Source organism: Phenylobacterium sp. RIFCSPHIGHO2_01_FULL_69_31, from assembly GCF_001824475.1.
Taxonomy (GTDB): domain Bacteria; phylum Pseudomonadota; class Alphaproteobacteria; order Caulobacterales; family Caulobacteraceae; genus Phenylobacterium.
Genome location: NZ_MHXN01000009.1, coordinates 20,504 through 37,917, shown reverse-complemented (window position 1 = coordinate 37,917; position 17,414 = coordinate 20,504). Strand labels below are relative to the sequence as shown.

General features: G+C 69.0%; 15 protein-coding genes. 7 read left to right on the top strand and 8 right to left on the bottom strand.

The genetic code is table 11. From position 1 onward, the window contains the following. The first annotated feature begins 49 nt into the window (after positions 1-49). Positions 50-652 carry a DedA family protein gene (locus A2790_RS06125; RefSeq protein WP_293388788.1) on the top strand — a complete coding sequence of 201 codons (603 nt, stop codon included), beginning with the start codon at positions 50-52 and terminating at the stop codon, positions 650-652. Here the strand turns inward: A2790_RS06125 and A2790_RS06120 are convergent. After that, entirely contained in the window at positions 649-1,416 is a 768-nt protein-coding gene (locus A2790_RS06120) for an EthD family reductase (protein WP_293388785.1), read from the bottom strand. The genes A2790_RS06125 and A2790_RS06120 overlap by 4 nt on opposite strands. Positions 1,417-1,547: 131 nt before the next feature. Here A2790_RS06120 and A2790_RS06115 point away from each other — a divergent pair, with 131 nt between their 5' ends. Beyond that, the gene (locus A2790_RS06115) at positions 1,548-2,081 is read left to right on the top strand and encodes a carboxymuconolactone decarboxylase family protein (RefSeq protein ID WP_293388782.1); all 534 of its coding nucleotides are present in this window, start codon (positions 1,548-1,550) and stop codon (positions 2,079-2,081) included. A gap of 75 nt (positions 2,082-2,156) precedes the next feature. Continuing rightward, complete coding sequence (locus tag A2790_RS06110) at positions 2,157-2,864, top strand: nitroreductase (RefSeq protein ID WP_293388779.1); 708 nt, start codon at positions 2,157-2,159, stop codon at positions 2,862-2,864. A 34-nt stretch (positions 2,865-2,898) separates the two neighbouring features. Here the strand turns inward: A2790_RS06110 and A2790_RS06105 are convergent, their stop codons facing one another. Then, positions 2,899-3,846 (bottom strand): AraC family transcriptional regulator, encoded by a 948-nt coding sequence (locus A2790_RS06105; RefSeq protein WP_363080555.1) that lies wholly within the window; start codon positions 3,844-3,846, stop codon positions 2,899-2,901. Positions 3,847-4,062: 216 nt separating this feature from the next. Between A2790_RS06105 and A2790_RS06100 the strand changes: the two genes are divergently transcribed. Beyond that, entirely contained in the window at positions 4,063-5,100 is a 1,038-nt protein-coding gene (locus A2790_RS06100; protein ID WP_293388773.1) for a M23 family metallopeptidase, read from the top strand. Between the two features lie 234 nt (positions 5,101-5,334). Then, positions 5,335-5,961, top strand: a complete 627-nt coding sequence (locus A2790_RS06095) for a glutathione S-transferase family protein (protein WP_293388770.1) — start codon at positions 5,335-5,337, stop codon at positions 5,959-5,961. A gap of 125 nt (positions 5,962-6,086) precedes the next feature. Here A2790_RS06095 and A2790_RS06090 read toward each other — a convergent pair whose 3' ends face one another. Further along, positions 6,087-6,827, bottom strand: coding sequence for a 3-oxoacyl-ACP reductase family protein (locus A2790_RS06090; RefSeq protein WP_293388768.1), 741 nt, complete (start codon positions 6,825-6,827; stop codon positions 6,087-6,089). 190 nt (positions 6,828-7,017) lie between these two features. Here A2790_RS06090 and A2790_RS06085 point away from each other — a divergent pair, with 190 nt between their 5' ends. Beyond that, entirely contained in the window at positions 7,018-7,575 is a 558-nt protein-coding gene (locus A2790_RS06085) for a TetR/AcrR family transcriptional regulator (protein WP_293388765.1), read from the top strand. Between the two features lie 79 nt (positions 7,576-7,654). Here the strand turns inward: A2790_RS06085 and A2790_RS06080 are convergent, their stop codons facing one another. Next, positions 7,655-8,698 (bottom strand): ribonucleotide-diphosphate reductase subunit beta, encoded by a 1,044-nt coding sequence (locus A2790_RS06080; RefSeq protein WP_293388763.1) that lies wholly within the window; start codon positions 8,696-8,698, stop codon positions 7,655-7,657. 129 nt (positions 8,699-8,827) lie between these two features. Here A2790_RS06080 and A2790_RS06075 point away from each other — a divergent pair, with 129 nt between their 5' ends. After that, entirely contained in the window at positions 8,828-9,490 is a 663-nt protein-coding gene (locus tag A2790_RS06075) for a glutathione S-transferase family protein (RefSeq protein WP_293388760.1), read from the top strand. Here A2790_RS06075 and A2790_RS06070 read toward each other — a convergent pair. From A2790_RS06070 to putA, 4 genes are all read right to left on the bottom strand, one after another. Next, positions 9,487-10,230, bottom strand: coding sequence for a lipid A-modifier LpxR family protein (locus A2790_RS06070; RefSeq protein ID WP_293388757.1), 744 nt, complete (start codon positions 10,228-10,230; stop codon positions 9,487-9,489). The two genes, A2790_RS06075 and A2790_RS06070, sit on opposite strands and share 4 nt — an antisense overlap. A gap of 116 nt (positions 10,231-10,346) precedes the next feature. Next, positions 10,347-12,203: a ribonucleoside-diphosphate reductase subunit alpha gene (locus A2790_RS06065; protein ID WP_293388755.1), complete on the bottom strand. Its 1,857-nt coding sequence runs from the start codon at positions 12,201-12,203 to the stop codon at positions 10,347-10,349. A 224-nt stretch (positions 12,204-12,427) separates the two neighbouring features. Beyond that, the gene (locus A2790_RS06060) at positions 12,428-14,209 is read right to left on the bottom strand and encodes an SLC13 family permease (protein WP_293388753.1); all 1,782 of its coding nucleotides are present in this window, start codon (positions 14,207-14,209) and stop codon (positions 12,428-12,430) included. 54 nt (positions 14,210-14,263) lie between these two features. After that, on the bottom strand, positions 14,264-17,371 hold the full coding sequence (gene putA / locus A2790_RS06055) for a bifunctional proline dehydrogenase/L-glutamate gamma-semialdehyde dehydrogenase PutA (protein WP_293388750.1): 3,108 nt from the start codon (positions 17,369-17,371) through the stop codon (positions 14,264-14,266). Between the last annotated feature and the right edge of the window lie 43 nt (positions 17,372-17,414).

Sequence of the window (17,414 nt, the reverse complement as noted above, 5' to 3'; positions counted from 1 at the left end):
GCTCCGCCATCGACCCACTTAAGGCGGCTCCGGGTCAGCAAGGTTTGCGATGTTCGAGTGGGTTGTAGCGGTGGTCGCGGCGGGCGGGCTCCTGGCGGTCGCGGCCCTGATGTTCGCCGAGAACATCGTCCCGCCCATTCCCTCGGAGGTGATCATGCCCCTCGCCGGCTTTGCGGCGGCGCAGGGCCACCTGAGCTTCACCGGTGTTGTCGCAGCCGGCACGGTCGGCGCGATCGCCGGGGCAAGTGCGTGGAAGGTCGTCGGGCGGAAGGTGCGGCGGGACAGGCTGCGCGGCTGGATCGGACGGCAAGGCCATCTTCTGACGCTTGAGCCCAAGGACTTCGACCGGGCCATGGCGCTATTTGAGCGCCACGGGGCCGTCGCCGTCTTCGTCGGCCGGCTCATCCCGACCGTCCGCACCTTCATCTCGGTCCCCGCCGGCATCGTCCGGATGCCGTGGCCGAGCTTCCTGTTCTGGACCTTTCTCGGAACGACGCTCTGGACCTTCGGCCTGGCCGCGGCGGGCTATCTGCTCGCCGCCGAGTATCACCGCGTGGAGGCGTGGATGGATCCGGCGACTCAGGTCGTCTTCGGCGCCGTCCTGATCCTCTACCTCTACCGGGTGTTCCGGCTGCGGCGGAACCGCGGCTAGGCCGTGTGGTCGAAGATCACGCGCTCGCGGGTCATGAACAGGCGCGACCGGTCCATCTGCACGAAGCGCCGCTCGTCCTCCACCAAGGCCGCCGCCGCCGCCCGCGCCTCGTCCGCGTTCGCCGTCCCGGGAGCCTCCGGATCCACCCAGACTTCGGTCAGCCCGTCCAGCGGCGCCTCGTAGTTGCGTCCGGCCTGGAGGGCGGCGTTGATCTTGGGCGCGATGGCATGGCTCTGGACGTACTTCGCCATCCGTAGCGGCCCGGCGAAGCTCGCCACCAGGGGCCCGTGATCACGCAGCCAAGTCTCGTGGCATTCACCTTGGGTGAGACCATCGCGCCGGGTCAGCAGGTACGTCGCCTTCGGGGCGCCCGGCGCCGGGCCACGCCCGGCTGTGTGGTCAAAGATCAGATGTTCGTGCGTGAGAAAGACCGCCGACCGTTCGAAGTCGATGAACTTGGCCTCGTCCTGCGCCAGCACCTGCCCCGCCGCCTGGCCCTCCGGCGTGGCGTAGGCGGCCTGGAAGTCCTCCAGCGAGTCCCACCACACTTCGGTCAGCCCGTCCGCCGGGCCGCGCATGCCCCGCACCGCCCGCATGGCCTCGCTGCCCTCCGGGTCGATCGGATGGCTCTGGACGTACTTTCTCAGCCGCAAGGCCTTGGCCTTGGACGCCACGAGTGGCCCGTGCGTGTTCAGCCAATAGTCGCCGAAGGCTTCGGACGAGAGGCCCTCGCGCCGCACAATGACATAGACCAGCTTGATCACCGGGCATTCTCCGTGAGCTGCAAATGCGCCCGCCCCGGCCGCGTCCCGTCAACAGAAACACGCACATTCCTGACCCAGCGGCGCCCGCGGAAGCGGGCAATATGCCAGTCATATCAACCTGGAGCGCCGCCATGTCCCGGATGCCGCTGGTCGAGCCGCAAGCCCTGCCGCCCTATCTGAAGGCGATCTACGACGCCACGCCGGAGGACAACTGGATCGGCCGTCACTTCGCCCAGGCCTTCGCCCCGAACCCCGACCTGGTCCAGGCCTACCAGGCTTTCTACACCCCCTGGCACACCGGCGGGGCGGGCGTGCTGGAGCCGCGGCTGAAGGAACTGGTGCGCCTGCGCATCGCCACCCTGAACGGCTGCGTCCTCTGCAAGACGGTCCGCATGGCCCCCGACGTGGTCGCCGAGGACGAGGCCGCCTCGGGCGTCGACGACGCCGACAACGCCAGCTTCACCCCCCGCGAGCGCGCCGCCATCCACTTCGCCGAGAAGATGGCCCTCGACCACCACAACATCGGCGACGACGACGTGGCGGCCATGCGCCGGCATTTCACCGACGCCGAGTTCCTCGAACTGGCGATGATGACCGGCCAGTACATCGGGTTCGGCCGGGTCCTCGCCATGCTCCAGCTCGAGGTGGCGGCCTGTCCGATCTAGGCACGGGCGCCCCCGCGACCGCTTGAATGACGCTACGGCGCCCGTCTCGATAGGGCCGACACACGCGGATGGCGCATGCCCCGCGAGATCCCAGAGGGCTCCATGGAATTCGACGACGTCATCCTCGGTCGCCGCAGCATCCGCGGCTACAAGCCCGACCCGGTTCCAAGGGAGCTGATCGAGGAGATCATCACCCTGGCCATGCGGGCGCCGTCGTCGATGAACGTCCAGCCCTGGAATTTCTACGTCATCACAGGCGAGCCGCTGGACCGCATCCGGGCCGGCAACACCGAGCGCAACCTGGCTGGCGTGCCGCACTCGCGCGAGTTCCGCGTCGGGACCCGCGGCTTCGAGGGCAAGCATCGCGACCGGCAGGTGGGCGTGGCCAAGCAGTTGTTCGGCGCCATGGGCATCGCGCGCGACGACAAGGAGGGGCGCCAGGATTGGGTGCTGCGCGGCTTCCGCCAGTTCGACGCTCCGGTCTGTATCATCGTCACCTTCGACAAGGAGCTGGAGGGCATGGACGATGCGCCCTTCGACTGCGGCGCCGTGGCCACCGCCCTGGTCAACGCCGCCTGGTCGCGTGGCCTGGGCGCGGTGATCAACAGCCAGGGCATCATGCAGTCGCCCGTGGTCCGCGAGCATGCGGGCGTCGCGGACGACCAGGTGATCATGAAAAGCATCGCCTTGGGCTGGCCGGACGAGACCTTCCCCGCCAACGCCGTTGTCTCCGAGCGTAAATCGGTCAAGGAAGCCGCCGTCTTCGTCGGCTTCGACGACTAGGCGCCCGGCGGCGCCCGAATGCGGGGGCCGCCGCCTAGGGCCGGGCGTCGGAGGGGCGGAAGCCGTAGCGCGCCTTGAACTGCCGATAGAAGGTCGAAGGCTCGACCCACCCCGCATTGAAGGCGATCTCGGCGATGGGTCTCAGGGCCAGGCGGGGGTCCTTGATGTCCCTGAGCACGCGCTCCAGCCGGCGTTCCACGACGTAGTCCGAAAAGCTGCGGCTCTCGGACTCGAACAGCCGCCGGACCTGACGCGCACTGAAGCCAAGGGCCCGGGCGGCCGTCTCTGCAGACAGGCGCGGATTGGCAAGGTTCTCCGCGACGTGCTGCTTCAGCGCCCGCATCTGCGCCGCCCGCCCCCCGCGCTGCCCGACTGTCTGCCGGGCCTCCCCGCTCGCGCCGAGGCAAAGGGCGACCAGATCCGACAGGTGCTGCGACACCAGGGGCGCCAAGGCAGGTCCCAGCTCCGCGCCACTGACCGCGGCGGCGTAGTCCAGAAGCAGCCGGCCTTCGGCGCTCTGCGGATTGATCGCGTCGGGCGCGAGGTCCCCGAGGTCGTCGATGAGCGGGGTGAGTTGGGCGCGGCGCAGTTGCAGGCAAACCGTCCAGTCCCCGTCCCCGGTCTGCGCCCGCCACGCCTGGTCCAGGGGCATGAGGCACGCCGCGCCCGGCCGCGTCTCGATGCTCTCGCGCCCCTGCCGGTCGAAGCGATAGCCGCCGGACATCCAGGAGATCACGAGATCGTCGTTGGCGTCGGCCATCAGGGCCGATGTCCGCTCCCACGACATGGGCGCGACGCGCCCGCGGGTCACGCTGGCGTTCGGAAGCACCGTGGTCGCCGCCTCCAGGCGTAGCGTCCGGTCCTCGGCGGGCGCAAGGTCCAGCCGCATGCAGATGCGACCGTAGAAGTCTCGGACGAGGCCATCGCGGTCGCGATCCTCGATGGCGTCCGTCGAGAGGACAATCCGGCTGTCCAGCGACAACTGCTCCACGGCCCAGGCGCCCTCTCGCAGCGAAAAACAACCCTAGGGTTGTGAGCCTACAACCGATCGCCAGGCCCTGCCACCCGACTTCCGGGCAGGCCGGGCTGTCCGGTGTCGCCATACCGTCGGTCCGTGAGCGCCACACGCCCTCGGGAGGTTGCGGCCATAACCGACGTCATGAACGCGGCGCTCAGCCGCCCCAAATGACGAAGAGGCATGATGCAAGTTCAGTTCATTCGCGTCGCCGCGGGCCTTGCGCTTGCGGCTTGCGCCTCGGCCGCCTCGGCGGCCGCGGTGCTTCCCCTGCGCGGCAACGACCTGTCCTCGGACGAGCGCTACAGCACCAAGGTCCATAAAAGCGGCATCCAGGCCGAGGGCAAGGACATCGGCGCCGTCCGCAACGTCTCCGGCAAGAAATGGTCGGGCCTGAAGGCCGGGGCCACGGACAAGTCCGTCGTGACCAACTGGGTGGTCTACGGCAAGCCGGTCTACGCCATGGCCGCGGGCAAGATCTACAGCTGTTGGCGCAACGCGCCGGACAACGTGCCGGGGAGCAAGCTGCCTGAATACGATCAGAAGAAGATCAGCGGCGGCGGCAACCATCTCTGGATCCTGCAGGATGACGGCGTCCGGACGCTCTACGCCCATATGCAGCCCGGAAGCGTGCCCGCGGACCTCTGCCCGCACAACAAGCCCCTCATGAGCGGGACCGACCCGAACGAGGACGCGGTCGCCGATGGCGCTCGGGTCAAGGCCGGCCAGATGATCGGGCGGGTCGGCAACACAGGCTCGTCGGACGGGCCGCACCTGCACGTCCATATGCAGAAGGACGGAAAGCCCCTGCCGATGACCTTCGCCAGGGGCATGACGACCCCGCGGACGGCGGACGGCGAGGCCGACCCCAACGGGCCGTGGACGCGCATCGCTGGGAAGGAGCTGCCCAAGGCGTCCATCCTGCTCTGGCCGCCGCACACCATCGGGTCGTACGGCTTCGATGGGGTGAAGGCGGCAAACTACCAGCGGCTGTTCGACCACATGGCCGATTCCGGGATGATGCCGAAGCTGATCAGCTGCGCGTCCAATGGCGCCACCTACGACTCCACCTGGATCCCGGCGGAAGGTGAGTGGCGATCCCATCACGGGATGAGCGCGGCGGACGCGGCCGCCAAACAGGCGCTCTACACGGGCCAGGGTTTCACGCGCACCTCCAACTTCACCTGCGGAAGCGCCACGGTCTCGGTGTGGCGCAAGTGATCGGGGAGCGAACGCCCGGACGGTGAGCCCCTGCGTCTCACGTCCAGCCCAATGGCGCCGACGGGCAATCCGTCGGCGCCCCTCTTGGGCCCGGCGCCGTTCCGCTGATGGAGATCGTCCCCTTCGGCTTGGCCCCGAGGGAGAGGCGGCAACGGACGTTGCCACCCGGCCCCACGTCGGGCGTTCCCGAACCCCGCGCCCCGTGAAATCATGGTCGGACGGAGGACCAGAGCGATGATCACGGTATGGGGTGGAGAGGACTCGCGGTCGCTGCGGGTTGTGTGGCTCGCCGAGGAGATGGGCCTGCCCTACCGCGTGCGGCCGGTGGACATGCTCGCCGAGGAAAAGGATCCGGCGTGGCTGGCCGTCAATCCCGGCGACTTCCTGCCCGCGATCCAGGACGGCGACGTGACGATGGTCGAGTCCGTCGCGATCATGGAATATCTGATGGGCCGCTACGGCCCCACGCCGCTGCAGCCGCAGCCCGGCGATCCGGCCTTCCCGGCCTACCAGCAGTTCCTCCACCTGGGCGAAGCGGGCCTGGCGACCTTGATGATGGTCCCGCTGGTCAGCGGCTTCATCGCGCCCCCGGCCGAACGCGACAACTGGGGCGCCCGCTGGGCCCGCGAATGCGTCGAGCGGCGGCTGCTGCTCGTGCGCCGGAAGCTTGCAAGCGCCCCCTACATGGCCGGCGACCGGTTCACGGCCGCCGACATCTCGGTGACCTACGCCCTCAACCTCGGCGCCAACCACGCCGGCTTCGCCCCCAACGACGCCGAACAGGCCTACCTCGCCCGCACCACCACCCGCGACGCCTACAAGCGCGCGGTCGAGCGCTCGCATGAGGGGGTGGCAGCGTAGCCGCCCGTGCGGGCTGACGCTGGCCAGGTCCGCACCCAGCAGGAGGCATTGACTCTGGACAGGGGTCAGCCTGCGCGGCCAGGGAGGTTCGCCGAGGGCGTGGAAACGCCCTCTGCGTCCTGGGTTCAGGTCAGCGCGCCGCCATCGACGTTGAGGATTGTCCCGGTGATCTGGCGGGCGGCCGGAGACGCCAGGAACGCCACGGCCGCCGCCACATCCTCGGGCTTGCCGTAGCGGCCAAGCGGGATGAGCGAGCGCTGGAAGTCGGCGGACTCGCCATCGGACGGGTTCATGTCGGTGTCGGTCGAGCCCGGCTGCACCAGGTTCACGGTGATGTCGCGCGGCCCGAGTTCACGGGCGAGGCCCCGGTTGAACGACTGCAGCGCCGACTTGGTCATGTAGTACGCGGCGCCGGGATCGCCCACGATGCGGTCGGCGCCCGCCGAGCCGATGGTGATGACGCGGCCACCGGCCTTCAGGTGCGGAATAGCGGCCTGGGCCGCGAAGATCGGCGAGCGCACGTTCACCGCCAGCAGGGCGTCCACGTCCTCCTGGCTGATCTCGGCGAACGGAGCGTAGCGGGCGATGGCGGCGTTGTTGACCAGGATGTCGAGACCGCCCAGCGCGGCGGCCGCCTCGTCCACTGACCGCTTCACCGCCGCGACATCCGCGCTGTCGGCCTGGATGGCGACGGCTTTGCGGCCCTTGGCCTCGATGGCCTTCACGACGTCGGCAGCCTTGTCGGCGGCGCGTTCGTAGGTGATGGCGACGTCCGCGCCCTGTTCGGCCAGTTCCAGGGCGATTGCGGCGCCGATGCCGCGGGAAGCGCCCGTCACCAGGGCGCGCTTGCCAGCCAGGTTCGTCATGTCGGTTCAGAGTCCATTTATAGAGTGATCGATACACAAATAGCTGGGGGCGTTGCCGGGCCCGTTCAAGGGACTTATCTAACGATCGATGCAGAATTCAGGACGACGTCCGGAATGCGCTGAAGCGACCGCGGGTCGCGGACGCGGTCGCCCGCGCGCGTTTGACCGCGACGCAGCGTTGGCCCAGGCGATGCGGCTGTTCTGGGAGAAGGGTTACGAGGCCACGTCCATCTCCGATCTCACCGCGGCGATGGGGATCGGTGCGCCGAGCCTTTACGCCGCGTTCGGCTCGAAGGAGGCGCTGTATGGCGCTGCGCTCGAGCACTATCGCGAGACCTACGATGAGATGGGCTGGGGTGGATTTCGGGCCGGGGCGACGGCCCGCGAGGCAGTGGCGGCGCTGCTGCGGGACTCGGCCGCATCGTTGACCGGTTCGCTGGGCGACATGCCGCGGGGCTGCATGGTGACCTTGTCCATGGTCGGCGATGAAGGCCATCCTGAGCTCGGCGAGGCGGTCCGTGCGGCGCGCCTTGGCGGGCTGGAGCGGCTGAAGGCGCGACTAGCCCAGGGTGTGGCAGACGGCGAGCTTCCGGCCGGAACCGACGTCCATGCCCTCGCCCGCTTTGTTCAGACGATCCAGAGCGGCATGTCGATCCTGGCGCGGGATGGCGCGACGCGAGAGGAACTGGAGGCCGTGGCGCAGGTCGCGATGCGGAGTTTCGCGGCGTGCGAAGACCCAGGCTCTTAGTCCACGCGCTGACGTTTGTGTCGTGAGCAGTAAAGTGTGAGCGCGCCGGAGACGCCCGCCTCCGGAAGCGCTCTCCCCCCTACTCCCCCGCGACCAGCCCCTCGGTGCGCTTGGCCTGCATCTTGTCGAACTCGGCCCAGACGCCGGCGTCGCCGTGCCATTGGCCGCGGGTGGCGGCCTTGGAATATTCGGTGCTGCGGGCCTCGAAGAAGTTGGCGTGTTCCACGCCGCTCAGCATGCTCTGCAGCCAGGGCAGCGGGTTCTCCTTCGCGCCGTAGACCTCCGGAAGCTGGAGCTGGCGCAGGCGCCAGTCGGCGATGAAGCGGATGTATTTCTTGATGTCGTCGGGCGTCATGCCCTGCACTTCGCCGGCTTCGAACGCCAGATCGATGAACTTGTCCTCCAGACCGACGACGGTCTTGCAACAATCGACGATATCGTCCGCCACGCTCTTGGTGACGGCGCCCGTCTCCTTGTTGAAAGCGTGGTACAGCTTGACGATGCCTTCGCAGTGCAGGCTCTCGTCGCGCACCGACCAGCTGACGATCTGGCCCATGCCCTTCATCTTGTTGTGGCGCGGGAAGTTCATCAGCATGGCGAAGCTGGCGAACAGCTGCAGGCCCTCGGTGAACCCGCCGAACATGGCCAGCGTCCGGGCGATATCCGCGTTCGTTTCGACGCCGAACTGCTGCATGTAGTCGTGCTTGTCCCGCATGGCCTGGTAGTCCAGGAACGCGGTGAACTCGGCGTCCGGCATCCCGATCGTCTCGAGCAGCAGGGCGTAGGCGGCGATGTGGATCGTCTCCATGTTGGAGAACGCCGCCAGCATCATCTTCACCTCGGTGGGTTTGAAGACGCGGCTGTACCGCTCCATGTAGTTGTCGTTCACCTCGACGTCCGACTGGGTGAAGAAGCGGAAGATCTGGGTGAGGAGGTTGCGCTCCTTGTCGTTCAGCTTGGAGGCCCAGTCCTTGAGGTCCTCGCCCAGCGGGATCTCCTCCGGCATCCAGTGGACCTGCTGCTGCTTCTTCCAGAAGTCGTAGGCCCACGGATAGCGGAACGGCTTGTAGGCGTAGGAGGGCGTGAGGAGCCCCGGCAGGTTGCGGACGTTGGACGTGGTCATGAACTTGGCCCTGCGACGAATCAGGAGCACGCGCTTCCCGTTATGGAAAGGTAAGCCTGAACCGCGCCGGGCGGCAGGGGTAAGTTGCGCACAGGCGGGGATATTTTCCCCATGGATTGTGGATAGACGATGGCCGACCACTACATCTTGTATTCCGCCGAGGGATCCGGCGGGGTGGCCGTGGAGGCGGCCCTGGCGCTGATCGGCGCGCCCCACGAGGTGATCGAGGCGCCGACCTACGATCCGGCCCAGCGGGCCGACGGCGACCGGGTGCTGGCCGCCAATCCGATGCGCCAGGTGCCGGCCCTCCTCACCCCGGGCAGGGAGGTGCTGACCGAGAGCGCCGCGATCCTGATCTGGCTGGCGGAGCAGCACCCCGAGGCGGCCCTTGCGCCGGCGGCCGGCGATCCGGCGCGGGGCGCCTTCCTGCGCTGGATGGTCTTCGTCTCCTCCGCGATCTACGCCCACTACTGGCTGAAGGACGATCCCTCGCGCCTGGTGGCCGATCCCGCCCTGCACGCCGACGTGGACCGGCGGATCCAGGACCGCATCTCGGACTGCTGGGCGGTGATGGAGGCGGGGCTGGCGCCCGGCCGCTACCTGCTGGGCGACCAGCTGACGGTGCTGGACCTCTACGTCGCCGTGGTCAGCCGGTTCCGGCCGCGGCGAGAGAGGTTCTATGCGGCGGCCCCGCGGATGGGCGAGGTGGTGCGCCGGCTCGACGCCGACCCGCGGCTCGCGGACCTGTGGGCCCGGCGCTATCCGTTCGCCGAGGGCTGGGACCGCCTCTAGCGGCCCGTGGGCTTCAGCGAGAAGGTGAAGGCGGCCACCGTGTCGTCGCGGGTCTGCTGGCCGAACACCATGTGGCGGCCCTTCACCTCGCGGTGGATGACGCCGAACGAGGACTGCACGTCACCCTTGCGCCAGCCGACCCCGACCTGGGCGTCGCCGACCAGGGCGCCGGAGGCGTCCGTACTCCAGCCCGCCCGATCCCAGCCGTGCTCGCCGCGCAGCATGTTTAGACCCACCGCCCGGCCGCTGGCCGCGGCGAACAGGTACCAGCGGCCGCGGTCGCCGAAGCTGGCCCCGTCCTTGACGCCTAAGTCGCGCAGCTGCTCCAGCGCCCGCTCGCCGCGCGATTTGGAGATGGTCAGGGTGGCGCCGCCCTCGGCCTGGGTCCCTGCGCTGGAGACGCCGAAGCCCGCGTGGGGGGCGAGGTCGAACGCCAGGCCGTCGGAATCGAAGCTGACCGCGCCCGGCCACTTGCGGACCAGGGTCACGTCGTACCGGTCCCTACCGGGCGCCAGGCCCGGCAGCCGTATGCTGCTCGCGACGTTGATGCGCAGGGAGTCGACCGGCCCGTCATCCCGGCCCGGCAGCCGGACCTCGCTGGAGGTCCAGGTCACCGCGGCCGCCGTGGTCTCGGCGAACGCGGCCTCGGTCAGGGCGGCATGATCCGGAGTCTGCGCGAGGGCGCCGCCGGCGGAGGCCGCCAGTCCCGACGCGATCGCAAAATGCGCCAGCAAACGCATCCGCTACTCCCACACACGTCCGTGCAACGTGGTCCCCGCAGGCATAGTTGGTCGGGCGGAGCGGACCGGCAAGCGCAAAAGCGCCGCAGCCGAACTAAGGCAGCCTTAATGCCCACTCACTGGCAGGCGAGGCATTCCTCATAGTCCGTCTTGCCTTCGGCCTGAACGACCGCCGCCAGTTCCTCGCCCCCGGCGTGGCTGGCCCGCTGCACCGACTTGGAACGCAGATAATACAAGGACTTGCACCCCCGCTCCCAGGCCTGCCAGTGGAGCATGTGCAGGTCCCACTTATCCACGTCGCCGGGCAGGAACAGGTTCACCGACTGCGACTGGCAGATGTCGGGCGTGCGATCCGCCGCCAGTTCCACCACCCAGCGCTGGTCGATCTCGAAGGCCGTCTTGTAGACGTCCTTCTCGTCCTGGCTGAGGAAGTCGAGGTGCTGAACCGAGCCTTCGTTCTGCAGGATCGTGTCCCAGGTCTCGACGTTGTTCTGTCCCTTCTCGTCGAGCAGCCGCTCAAGGTAGGGGTTCCGCACCGCGAAGGTCCCCGACAGGGTCTTGTGGGTGTAGATGTTGGCCGGGATCGGCTCGATGCCGGCGCTGGTGCCGCCGCAGATGATCGAGATCGAGGCGGTCGGCGCGATGGCCAGCTTGTGGCTGAACCGCTCCATCACATTGCGTTCGGCCGCGTCCGGGCACGGGCCGCGCTCTGCGGCCAGCTTGCGCGAGGCCGCGTCGCACTGCCGGCGCAGGGTCTTGAAGAGCCGCATGTTCCAGCTCTTGGCCATGGCGCTCTCGAACGGGACGTTCTGGGCCTGCAGGAACGAGTGGAAGCCCATGAGGCCCAGGCCGACGGACCGCTCCCGGCGCGCGGCATAGACCGCATGCTTCATCTCGGGCGGCGCCCGGTTGATGAAGTCCTCCAGCACGTTGTCGAGGAAGCGCATGACGTCCTCGATGAACGTCGGATGGTCGCGCCACTCCAGGAACGTCTCGGCGTTGACCGAGCTCAGGCAGCAGACGGCCGTGCGCTCCAGCCCCTGATGGTCCTTGCCGGTGTGCAGCATGATCTCGGAGCACAGGTTCGACTGCCGCACCGACAGGCCCAGCTCGCGCTGGTGCTGCGGCATGGCGCGGTTCACCGTGTCGGAGAAGATCAGGTAGGGCTCGCCGGTCTGCAGGCGGATCTCGAGGATTTTCTGCCAGAGCGAGCGGGCGTCGACCTCGCGGATCACCTCGTCGGTCTTCGGCGAGCGCAGGCCGAACATGGCGCCGTCGCGGACGGCTTCCATGAACTCGTCGCTGATCGAGATGCCGTGGTGCAGGTTCAGGGACTTGCGGTTGAAGTCGCCCGACGGCTTCCGGATCTCCAGGAACTCTTCGATTTCGGGGTGATGGACGTCGAGATAGACCGCCGCCGACCCGCGGCGCAGCGATCCCTGGCTGATCGCCAGCGTCAGGGAGTCCATCACGCGGATGAAGGGGATGATGCCGCTGGTCTGGCCAGCGCCCTTCACCTTCTCGCCGATGGAGCGGACGCCGCCCCAGTAGGTGCCGATGCCGCCGCCGTTGGAGGCCAGGGCCACGTTCTCGTTCCAGACGCCCTGAATGCCTTCCAGGTTGTCCGGCACGGCGTTGAGGAAGCAGGAGATCGGCAGGCCACGGTTCGCGCCGCCGTTCGACAGCACGGGCGTGGCGGGCATGAACCACAGGCGCGAGATGTAGTCGTAGATCCGCTGGGCATGGTCGGCGTCGTCGGCATAGGCCGTGGCCACCCGGGCGAACATGTCCTGGTAGCTTTCCCCCGGGAGGAGGTAGCGGTCCTCCAGCGTGGTCTTGCCGAAATCGGTCAACAGCGCGTCGCGCGACCGATCCACCTCGACCTTGCGGACAAGCTGCAGCTGCGGGCGCGCCGCAGCGGACGCAACCCGTTCAGAAGTCTCGGCAATCCCAACTTTCGCCGCTTCGCTCATGTGCCTGCCTAAGCCCCTCGAAGGAAGACGCACCCGCCTTCCGCCCTACATCTTGTGGTCCAACCCCCGAACCAGCCCACATATAGCGACATAGGCCGGCCAGACTCGTCAATGAGGCGGGTTAGCCGCACACAGACTTTTTCGCTAACGAGGCCTTAACGACGTTCGGCCGGCTCTCGGACGGGCCCGTTAACCCTCTCGCCGATTCACGACACTGTGAACACCTACCGGGTAAGTGGCCAAACGAGGGCGATCAGGGCCGTTCCAACCACAAGGACGATGAGCGTCAGCGGAGCTCCCAACCTGGGGTAGTCGATGAACCGGTAGCCGCCCGGCGCCATGACCAACGTATTGCACTGGTGGCCGATGGGCGTGAGGAAGTCGCAGGCGGCGCCCAGGGCGACGGCCATCAGAAACGGGTCCGGTTGCAGCCCCAGCAGCCTGGCCAGACTGGCCCCGATCGGCGCGACGATCAGCACGGTCGCGGCGTTGTTGAGGAAGGGTGTGGCCGCCATGGCCACCGCCATCACCGCCGCCAGCGCCAGGATCGGCGCCTGCCCTCGGAAGACGTCCGCCAGCGTGTGGGCGATAAGGTCCGCGCCCCCGGTGGTGCGGATCGCGTCGCTGACCGGGATCAGGCAGGCGATCAGCACCAGCAGCGGGCCGTCCAACGCCGTGTAGGCCTCGCGCATCCGGATTGCGCCGATGGCCACCATGAGGGCGGCGGCGCCGAAGAAGGCGATGGCCACCGGGGCGATCTTGAGCGCCACCAGCACCATGGCCACCCCCAGGATCAGCGCGGGCGCGACAGCGTGGCGGATACCGCCCAGACGCACCTCTCGCTCGGCCAGCGGCAGCAGGCCTAGGGTCTTCAGAACACCCGGCAGGGCGCGCTCGGCGCCCTGCAGCACCACCACGTCGCCGGCCCGCAGGCGCAGCGTCCGCAGGGCGCTGGTCACCCGATAGCCGGCGCGGCTGACCGCCAGCAGGTTCACCCCGTGGGTGGTGTGGAGGTCCTCCTGCCGGGCCGAGCGGCCCACCATCATGGAGTCCGGCCCGACGATGGCCTCGACGATGCGGACCTCCTCGGTGGGCTCCTCCATGGCGATGGGGCGGTCGGCGCGGGTCAGGCGCAGCTTCAGCCGGGCGATCAGGTCGTCCAGCGCCTGGTGGTCGCCTTCCAGCAGGAGGATGTCGCCCGGCCGGATGCGGGTGTTCGGGTGCGGCGAAGCCTGGCGCTTGCCGTCGCGCAGCAGGGCCATCACCTGGACGTCCCCGTTGGCCAGGCGGCCCAGCTTGCCCACGCTGGTGCGGGCGGTGTCCCAATGGCCGGGAACCTCGACTTCGGTGACATAGGGGTTGGCCGCCAGGGCGGCTTCCATCGCCTCGGGCACGGGCCGCGACCAGGGCAGCAGGCGATAGCCGAAGGCGAGGAAGACGAGCCCGACCGCCGTGACGCCGAGGCCCACGGGGGCGTAATCGTACATCTCGAACGGCCGGCCCAGGATGTCGTCGCGCACCTGGGAGACGATGATGTTGGGGGACGTGCCCACCAGGGTGACGGTGCCGCCGAGCAGGGCGCCGAAGGACATCGGCATCAGCAGCCGAGAGGGTGACGTACCTGTCCGTTTCGCCACGGATAGGGCGATGGGCATCATGATGGCCAGGGCGCCGACGTTCTTGGTCACCATCGACAGGATCGTCACCGCCCCGGCGAACAGCATCACCTGCGACGTGGCGCTCTTCAGATGCGGCAGCAGGGGCCGCAGAACCAGCTCGACCACCCCGGACTTGGCGAACGCCGCGCTGACGATCAGGGCGCAGGCGATGATGACGGTGATGTCGTTCTTGAACCCGTCGAAGGCCGAGCTGGCCGGGACGATATTCAGCGTCACGCCGACCAGCAGCGCCAGGACCGCGATCACGTCATAGCGCCACCGCCCCCAGATGAAGGCGACGATGGTCGCGCCCATCAGCCCGAAGGCCAGGGCTTGTTGCAGCGTCATGAAGTCCCTCGACGAACGTCCTTGGGACCTACAACGCGAGCGGAGCCATAAGGATCAGGCGTCCAGGTTGAGAAGCGCCGGATCGCCGCCCTGGGCGGTGATGTTGACGCTGACGGCCCGCTCCACCGCATAGCGCAGCAGGGCGTGGGGCCCGCCCGCCTTGGGCCCGGTGCCCGACAGCCCCTCGCCGCCGAAGGGCTGGACGCCCACCACGGCGCCGATCATCGAGCGGTTGACGTAGGCGTTGCCGGCCGGGACCGCCCGCTGCACCTCTTCGGCGAAGGCCTCGATCCGGCTGTGAACGCCCAGGGTCAGGCCATAGCGCGCCTGCACCAGAGGGGCGGCGGCTTGCTCCAGGCGCGTCGGATCGTACCGCACCACGTGCAGGATCGGTCCGAACACCTCCTTCTGCAGGAAGGAGGCATCGGGGATCTCGGCCAGGGTCGGAGCGAAGAAATGGCCGCCCGCCGGAACGTCCAGGCGGCCCAGCACCTTGGCCTCGCGCCCGAGCTTCTCGGCATGGGCCTCCAGCGCGGCCAGGGCCTCGGCGTCGATCACCGGCCCGATGTCGGTGCGCGGATCGGAGGGATCGCCCACCACCAGCGTCTGCATGGCGCCCTTGAGGCCGTCGATGATCAGGTCGGCGGTGTCGTGCGGCACGAACAGCAGCCGCAGCGCGGAGCAGCGCTGGCCGGCTGAGCCGAAGCCGGACAGCAGCACGTCGTCCAGCACCTGTTCGCGCAGGGCCGTCGTGTCGACGAACATGGCGTTCAGCCCGCCCGTCTCGGCGATGAACGGCACGATCGGCCCCTGGCGCGCCGCCAGGGTGCGGTTGATCGCCCAGGCCGTGTCCGTGCCGCCGGTGAAGGCCACGCCGTCGCAGCCGGGGTGCGCCGTCAGCGCCGCCCCGACCGTGGCCCCGTCGCCAGGCAGCAGGTGCAAGAGGTCCGCGGGCACGCCGGCGGCATGGAACAGCTTCACCGCTTCGGTCGCGACGATGGGCGTCTGTTCGGCAGGCTTGGCCAGCACCCCGTTGCCGGCCGCCAGGGCCGCAGCGATCTGGCCGGTGAAGATGGCCAGCGGGAAGTTCCACGGGCTGATGCAGACGAAGACGCCGCGGCCGTGCAGGCTGAGCTGGTTGGTCTCGCCCACCGGCCCGCGCATCGTCTCGGGCTGGGCGAACTGCCGCTCGGCCAGGTAGGCGTAGTAGCGGCAGAAGTCGGCGGCCTCGCGCACCTCGGCGATGGCGTCGGCCAGCGTTTTGCCGGCTTCGCGGACGCAGATGGCGATCAGGCGGTCGCGCTCGGCTTCCAGGGCCTCGCCCATGGCCCGCAGCACCCTGGCCCGCCCCTCGCCGCCCAGGCGGTCCCAGGGCCTCTGGGCGAGCCTGGCGGCGGCGAAGGCCCGGTCGACGTCTGCCGTGGACGCTGACCAGGATTGGCCGATTTTGAGGGAAAGGACGCTGGGCGAGACGACCGGCTGTCCGGCCCCCTCCTTCACCCTCAGGCCCGAGACGATCGGCGCCGCCTCCAGCATTTCCTCGTCCAGCCGGGCGATGGCGGCGGTCAGGCCATCGCGCACCGCCTGGATCGACAGGTCGAGGCCGCCGGAGTTGCGACGGCCCGGGCCGTAGAGGTCGCGCGGCAGGGGAATGCGTGGATGCGGGCCCGCGCCCGCCGCCTCGACCGCGGTGATCGGATCGACCACCACCTTGGACACCGGAGTCTTCTCGTCGAGCAGGGCGTGGACGAAGGAGGTGTTGGCGCCGTTCTCCAGCAGGCGGCGCACCAGGTAGGGCAGCAGGTCCTCGTGGCTGCCGACGGGCGCATAGACCCGCAGCGGAAAGTCACCGTAGCGATCCTTGGCGGCCCCGTAGAGCGCCTCGCCCATCCCGTGCAGGCGCTGGAATTCCGGCGACAGGCCCATCTGGCTGGCCATCAGGCGGACGGCGGCCAGGGTGTGGGCGTTGTGGGTGGCGAACTGGCCGTAGAGGTGCGGGGCCGCGCCCAGCAGCGCCCGGGCGCAGACCAGGTACGAGACGTCGGTGGCGGCCTTGGTGGTGTAGACCGGATAGCCTTCGAGGCCGGCCACCTGGGCGCGTTTGATCTCCGAATCCCAATAGGCGCCCTTCACCAGCCGCACCATCAGGCGGCGGCCGCTGGCCCGTGCGATGCCGGCCACGGCCTCGATCGAGCGAGGCCCGCGCTTCTGGTAGGCCTGCACGGCGAGGCCCAGGCCACGCCAGTCGCCGAGCGACGGCTCGCGCGCCAGCCGGTCCAGAAGGTCCAGCGAAATGGCCAGCCGGTCGGCTTCTTCCGCGTCGAGGGTGAAATTGATGTCCGCCTCCGCCGCGATCTGCGCAAGGCGGAGGATGCGCGGGTAGAGGTCGGCGAACACCCGCTCGGCCTGGCGCGCCTCGTAGCGCGGCGACAGGGCCGAGAGCTTCACCGAGACGCCGTGGCCGCGTTCCGGACCCTGACCCTTGGCGTGTCTCGCCACCGAGCGGATGGCGTCGGCATAGGCCTTTTCGTACCGGTCGGCGTCAGCATCGGTGCGCGCCCCCTCGCCCAGCATGTCGAAGGAGCAGACGAAGCCGTCCGCCCCCGCCCGCCGGATCGCCTTCTCGATGGTCGCGCCCAGGACGAACTGCTCGCCCATGATGCGCACGGCCGCGCCCACCGCCTTGCGGATCACCGGCTCGCCCAGCCGCCCGGCCAGGCGCTTGATGAAGCCGGAGAGGTCGTTGCGGGCCTCCTCGTCGGGGTCGATGATCTTGCCCGTGAGCATCAGGCTCCAGGTGGAGGCGTTCACCAGCAGGCTGTCGGACTGGCCGGCGTGGCTGGCCCAGTCGGCCGAGGCGATCTTCTCGGCGATGAGGCGGTCGCGGGTCTCCTCGTCCGGCGTCCGCAGCAGGGCCTCGGCCAGGCACATGAGGGCCAGGCCCTCGCGCGTCGACAGGCTGAACTCCTGCAGGAAGCTCTCGACGACGCCCTGCCGGTTGGCGGTCTTGCGCGCGGCCCGCACCAGCGCCTCGGCCTCCACACGCACCGCCTCGCGGTCCGGCTGGCTCAGCGGCTTGGCGGCCAGGATGGCGGCGAGCGTCGTGCGCTCGTCGGCGAATTTGTCCTGGTCCAGGTGATCGAACGCCATCCGCAGCTCCATATCCAAGGATGAACGGCATAATCGACGCGAGAGCGAATGTGCT

Coding starts and splice junctions, on each gene's coding strand:
- A2790_RS06125 (WP_293388788.1), top strand. CDS start 50: ATGTTCGAGTGGGTTGTAGCGGTGGTCGCGGCGGGCGGGCTCCTGGCG.
- A2790_RS06115 (WP_293388782.1), top strand. CDS start 1,548: ATGTCCCGGATGCCGCTGGTCGAGCCGCAAGCCCTGCCGCCCTATCTG.
- A2790_RS06095 (WP_293388770.1), top strand. CDS start 5,335: ATGATCACGGTATGGGGTGGAGAGGACTCGCGGTCGCTGCGGGTTGTG.
- putA (WP_293388750.1), bottom strand. CDS start 17,371: ATGGAGCTGCGGATGGCGTTCGATCACCTGGACCAGGACAAATTCGCC.
- A2790_RS06075 (WP_293388760.1), top strand. CDS start 8,828: ATGGCCGACCACTACATCTTGTATTCCGCCGAGGGATCCGGCGGGGTG.
- A2790_RS06070 (WP_293388757.1), bottom strand. CDS start 10,230: ATGCGTTTGCTGGCGCATTTTGCGATCGCGTCGGGACTGGCGGCCTCC.
- A2790_RS06080 (WP_293388763.1), bottom strand. CDS start 8,698: ATGACCACGTCCAACGTCCGCAACCTGCCGGGGCTCCTCACGCCCTCC.
- A2790_RS06100 (WP_293388773.1), top strand. CDS start 4,063: ATGATGCAAGTTCAGTTCATTCGCGTCGCCGCGGGCCTTGCGCTTGCG.
- A2790_RS06110 (WP_293388779.1), top strand. CDS start 2,157: ATGCCCCGCGAGATCCCAGAGGGCTCCATGGAATTCGACGACGTCATC.
- A2790_RS06065 (WP_293388755.1), bottom strand. CDS start 12,203: ATGAGCGAAGCGGCGAAAGTTGGGATTGCCGAGACTTCTGAACGGGTT.
- A2790_RS06085 (WP_293388765.1), top strand. CDS start 7,018: ATGCGGCTGTTCTGGGAGAAGGGTTACGAGGCCACGTCCATCTCCGAT.
- A2790_RS06060 (WP_293388753.1), bottom strand. CDS start 14,209: ATGACGCTGCAACAAGCCCTGGCCTTCGGGCTGATGGGCGCGACCATC.
- A2790_RS06090 (WP_293388768.1), bottom strand. CDS start 6,827: ATGACGAACCTGGCTGGCAAGCGCGCCCTGGTGACGGGCGCTTCCCGC.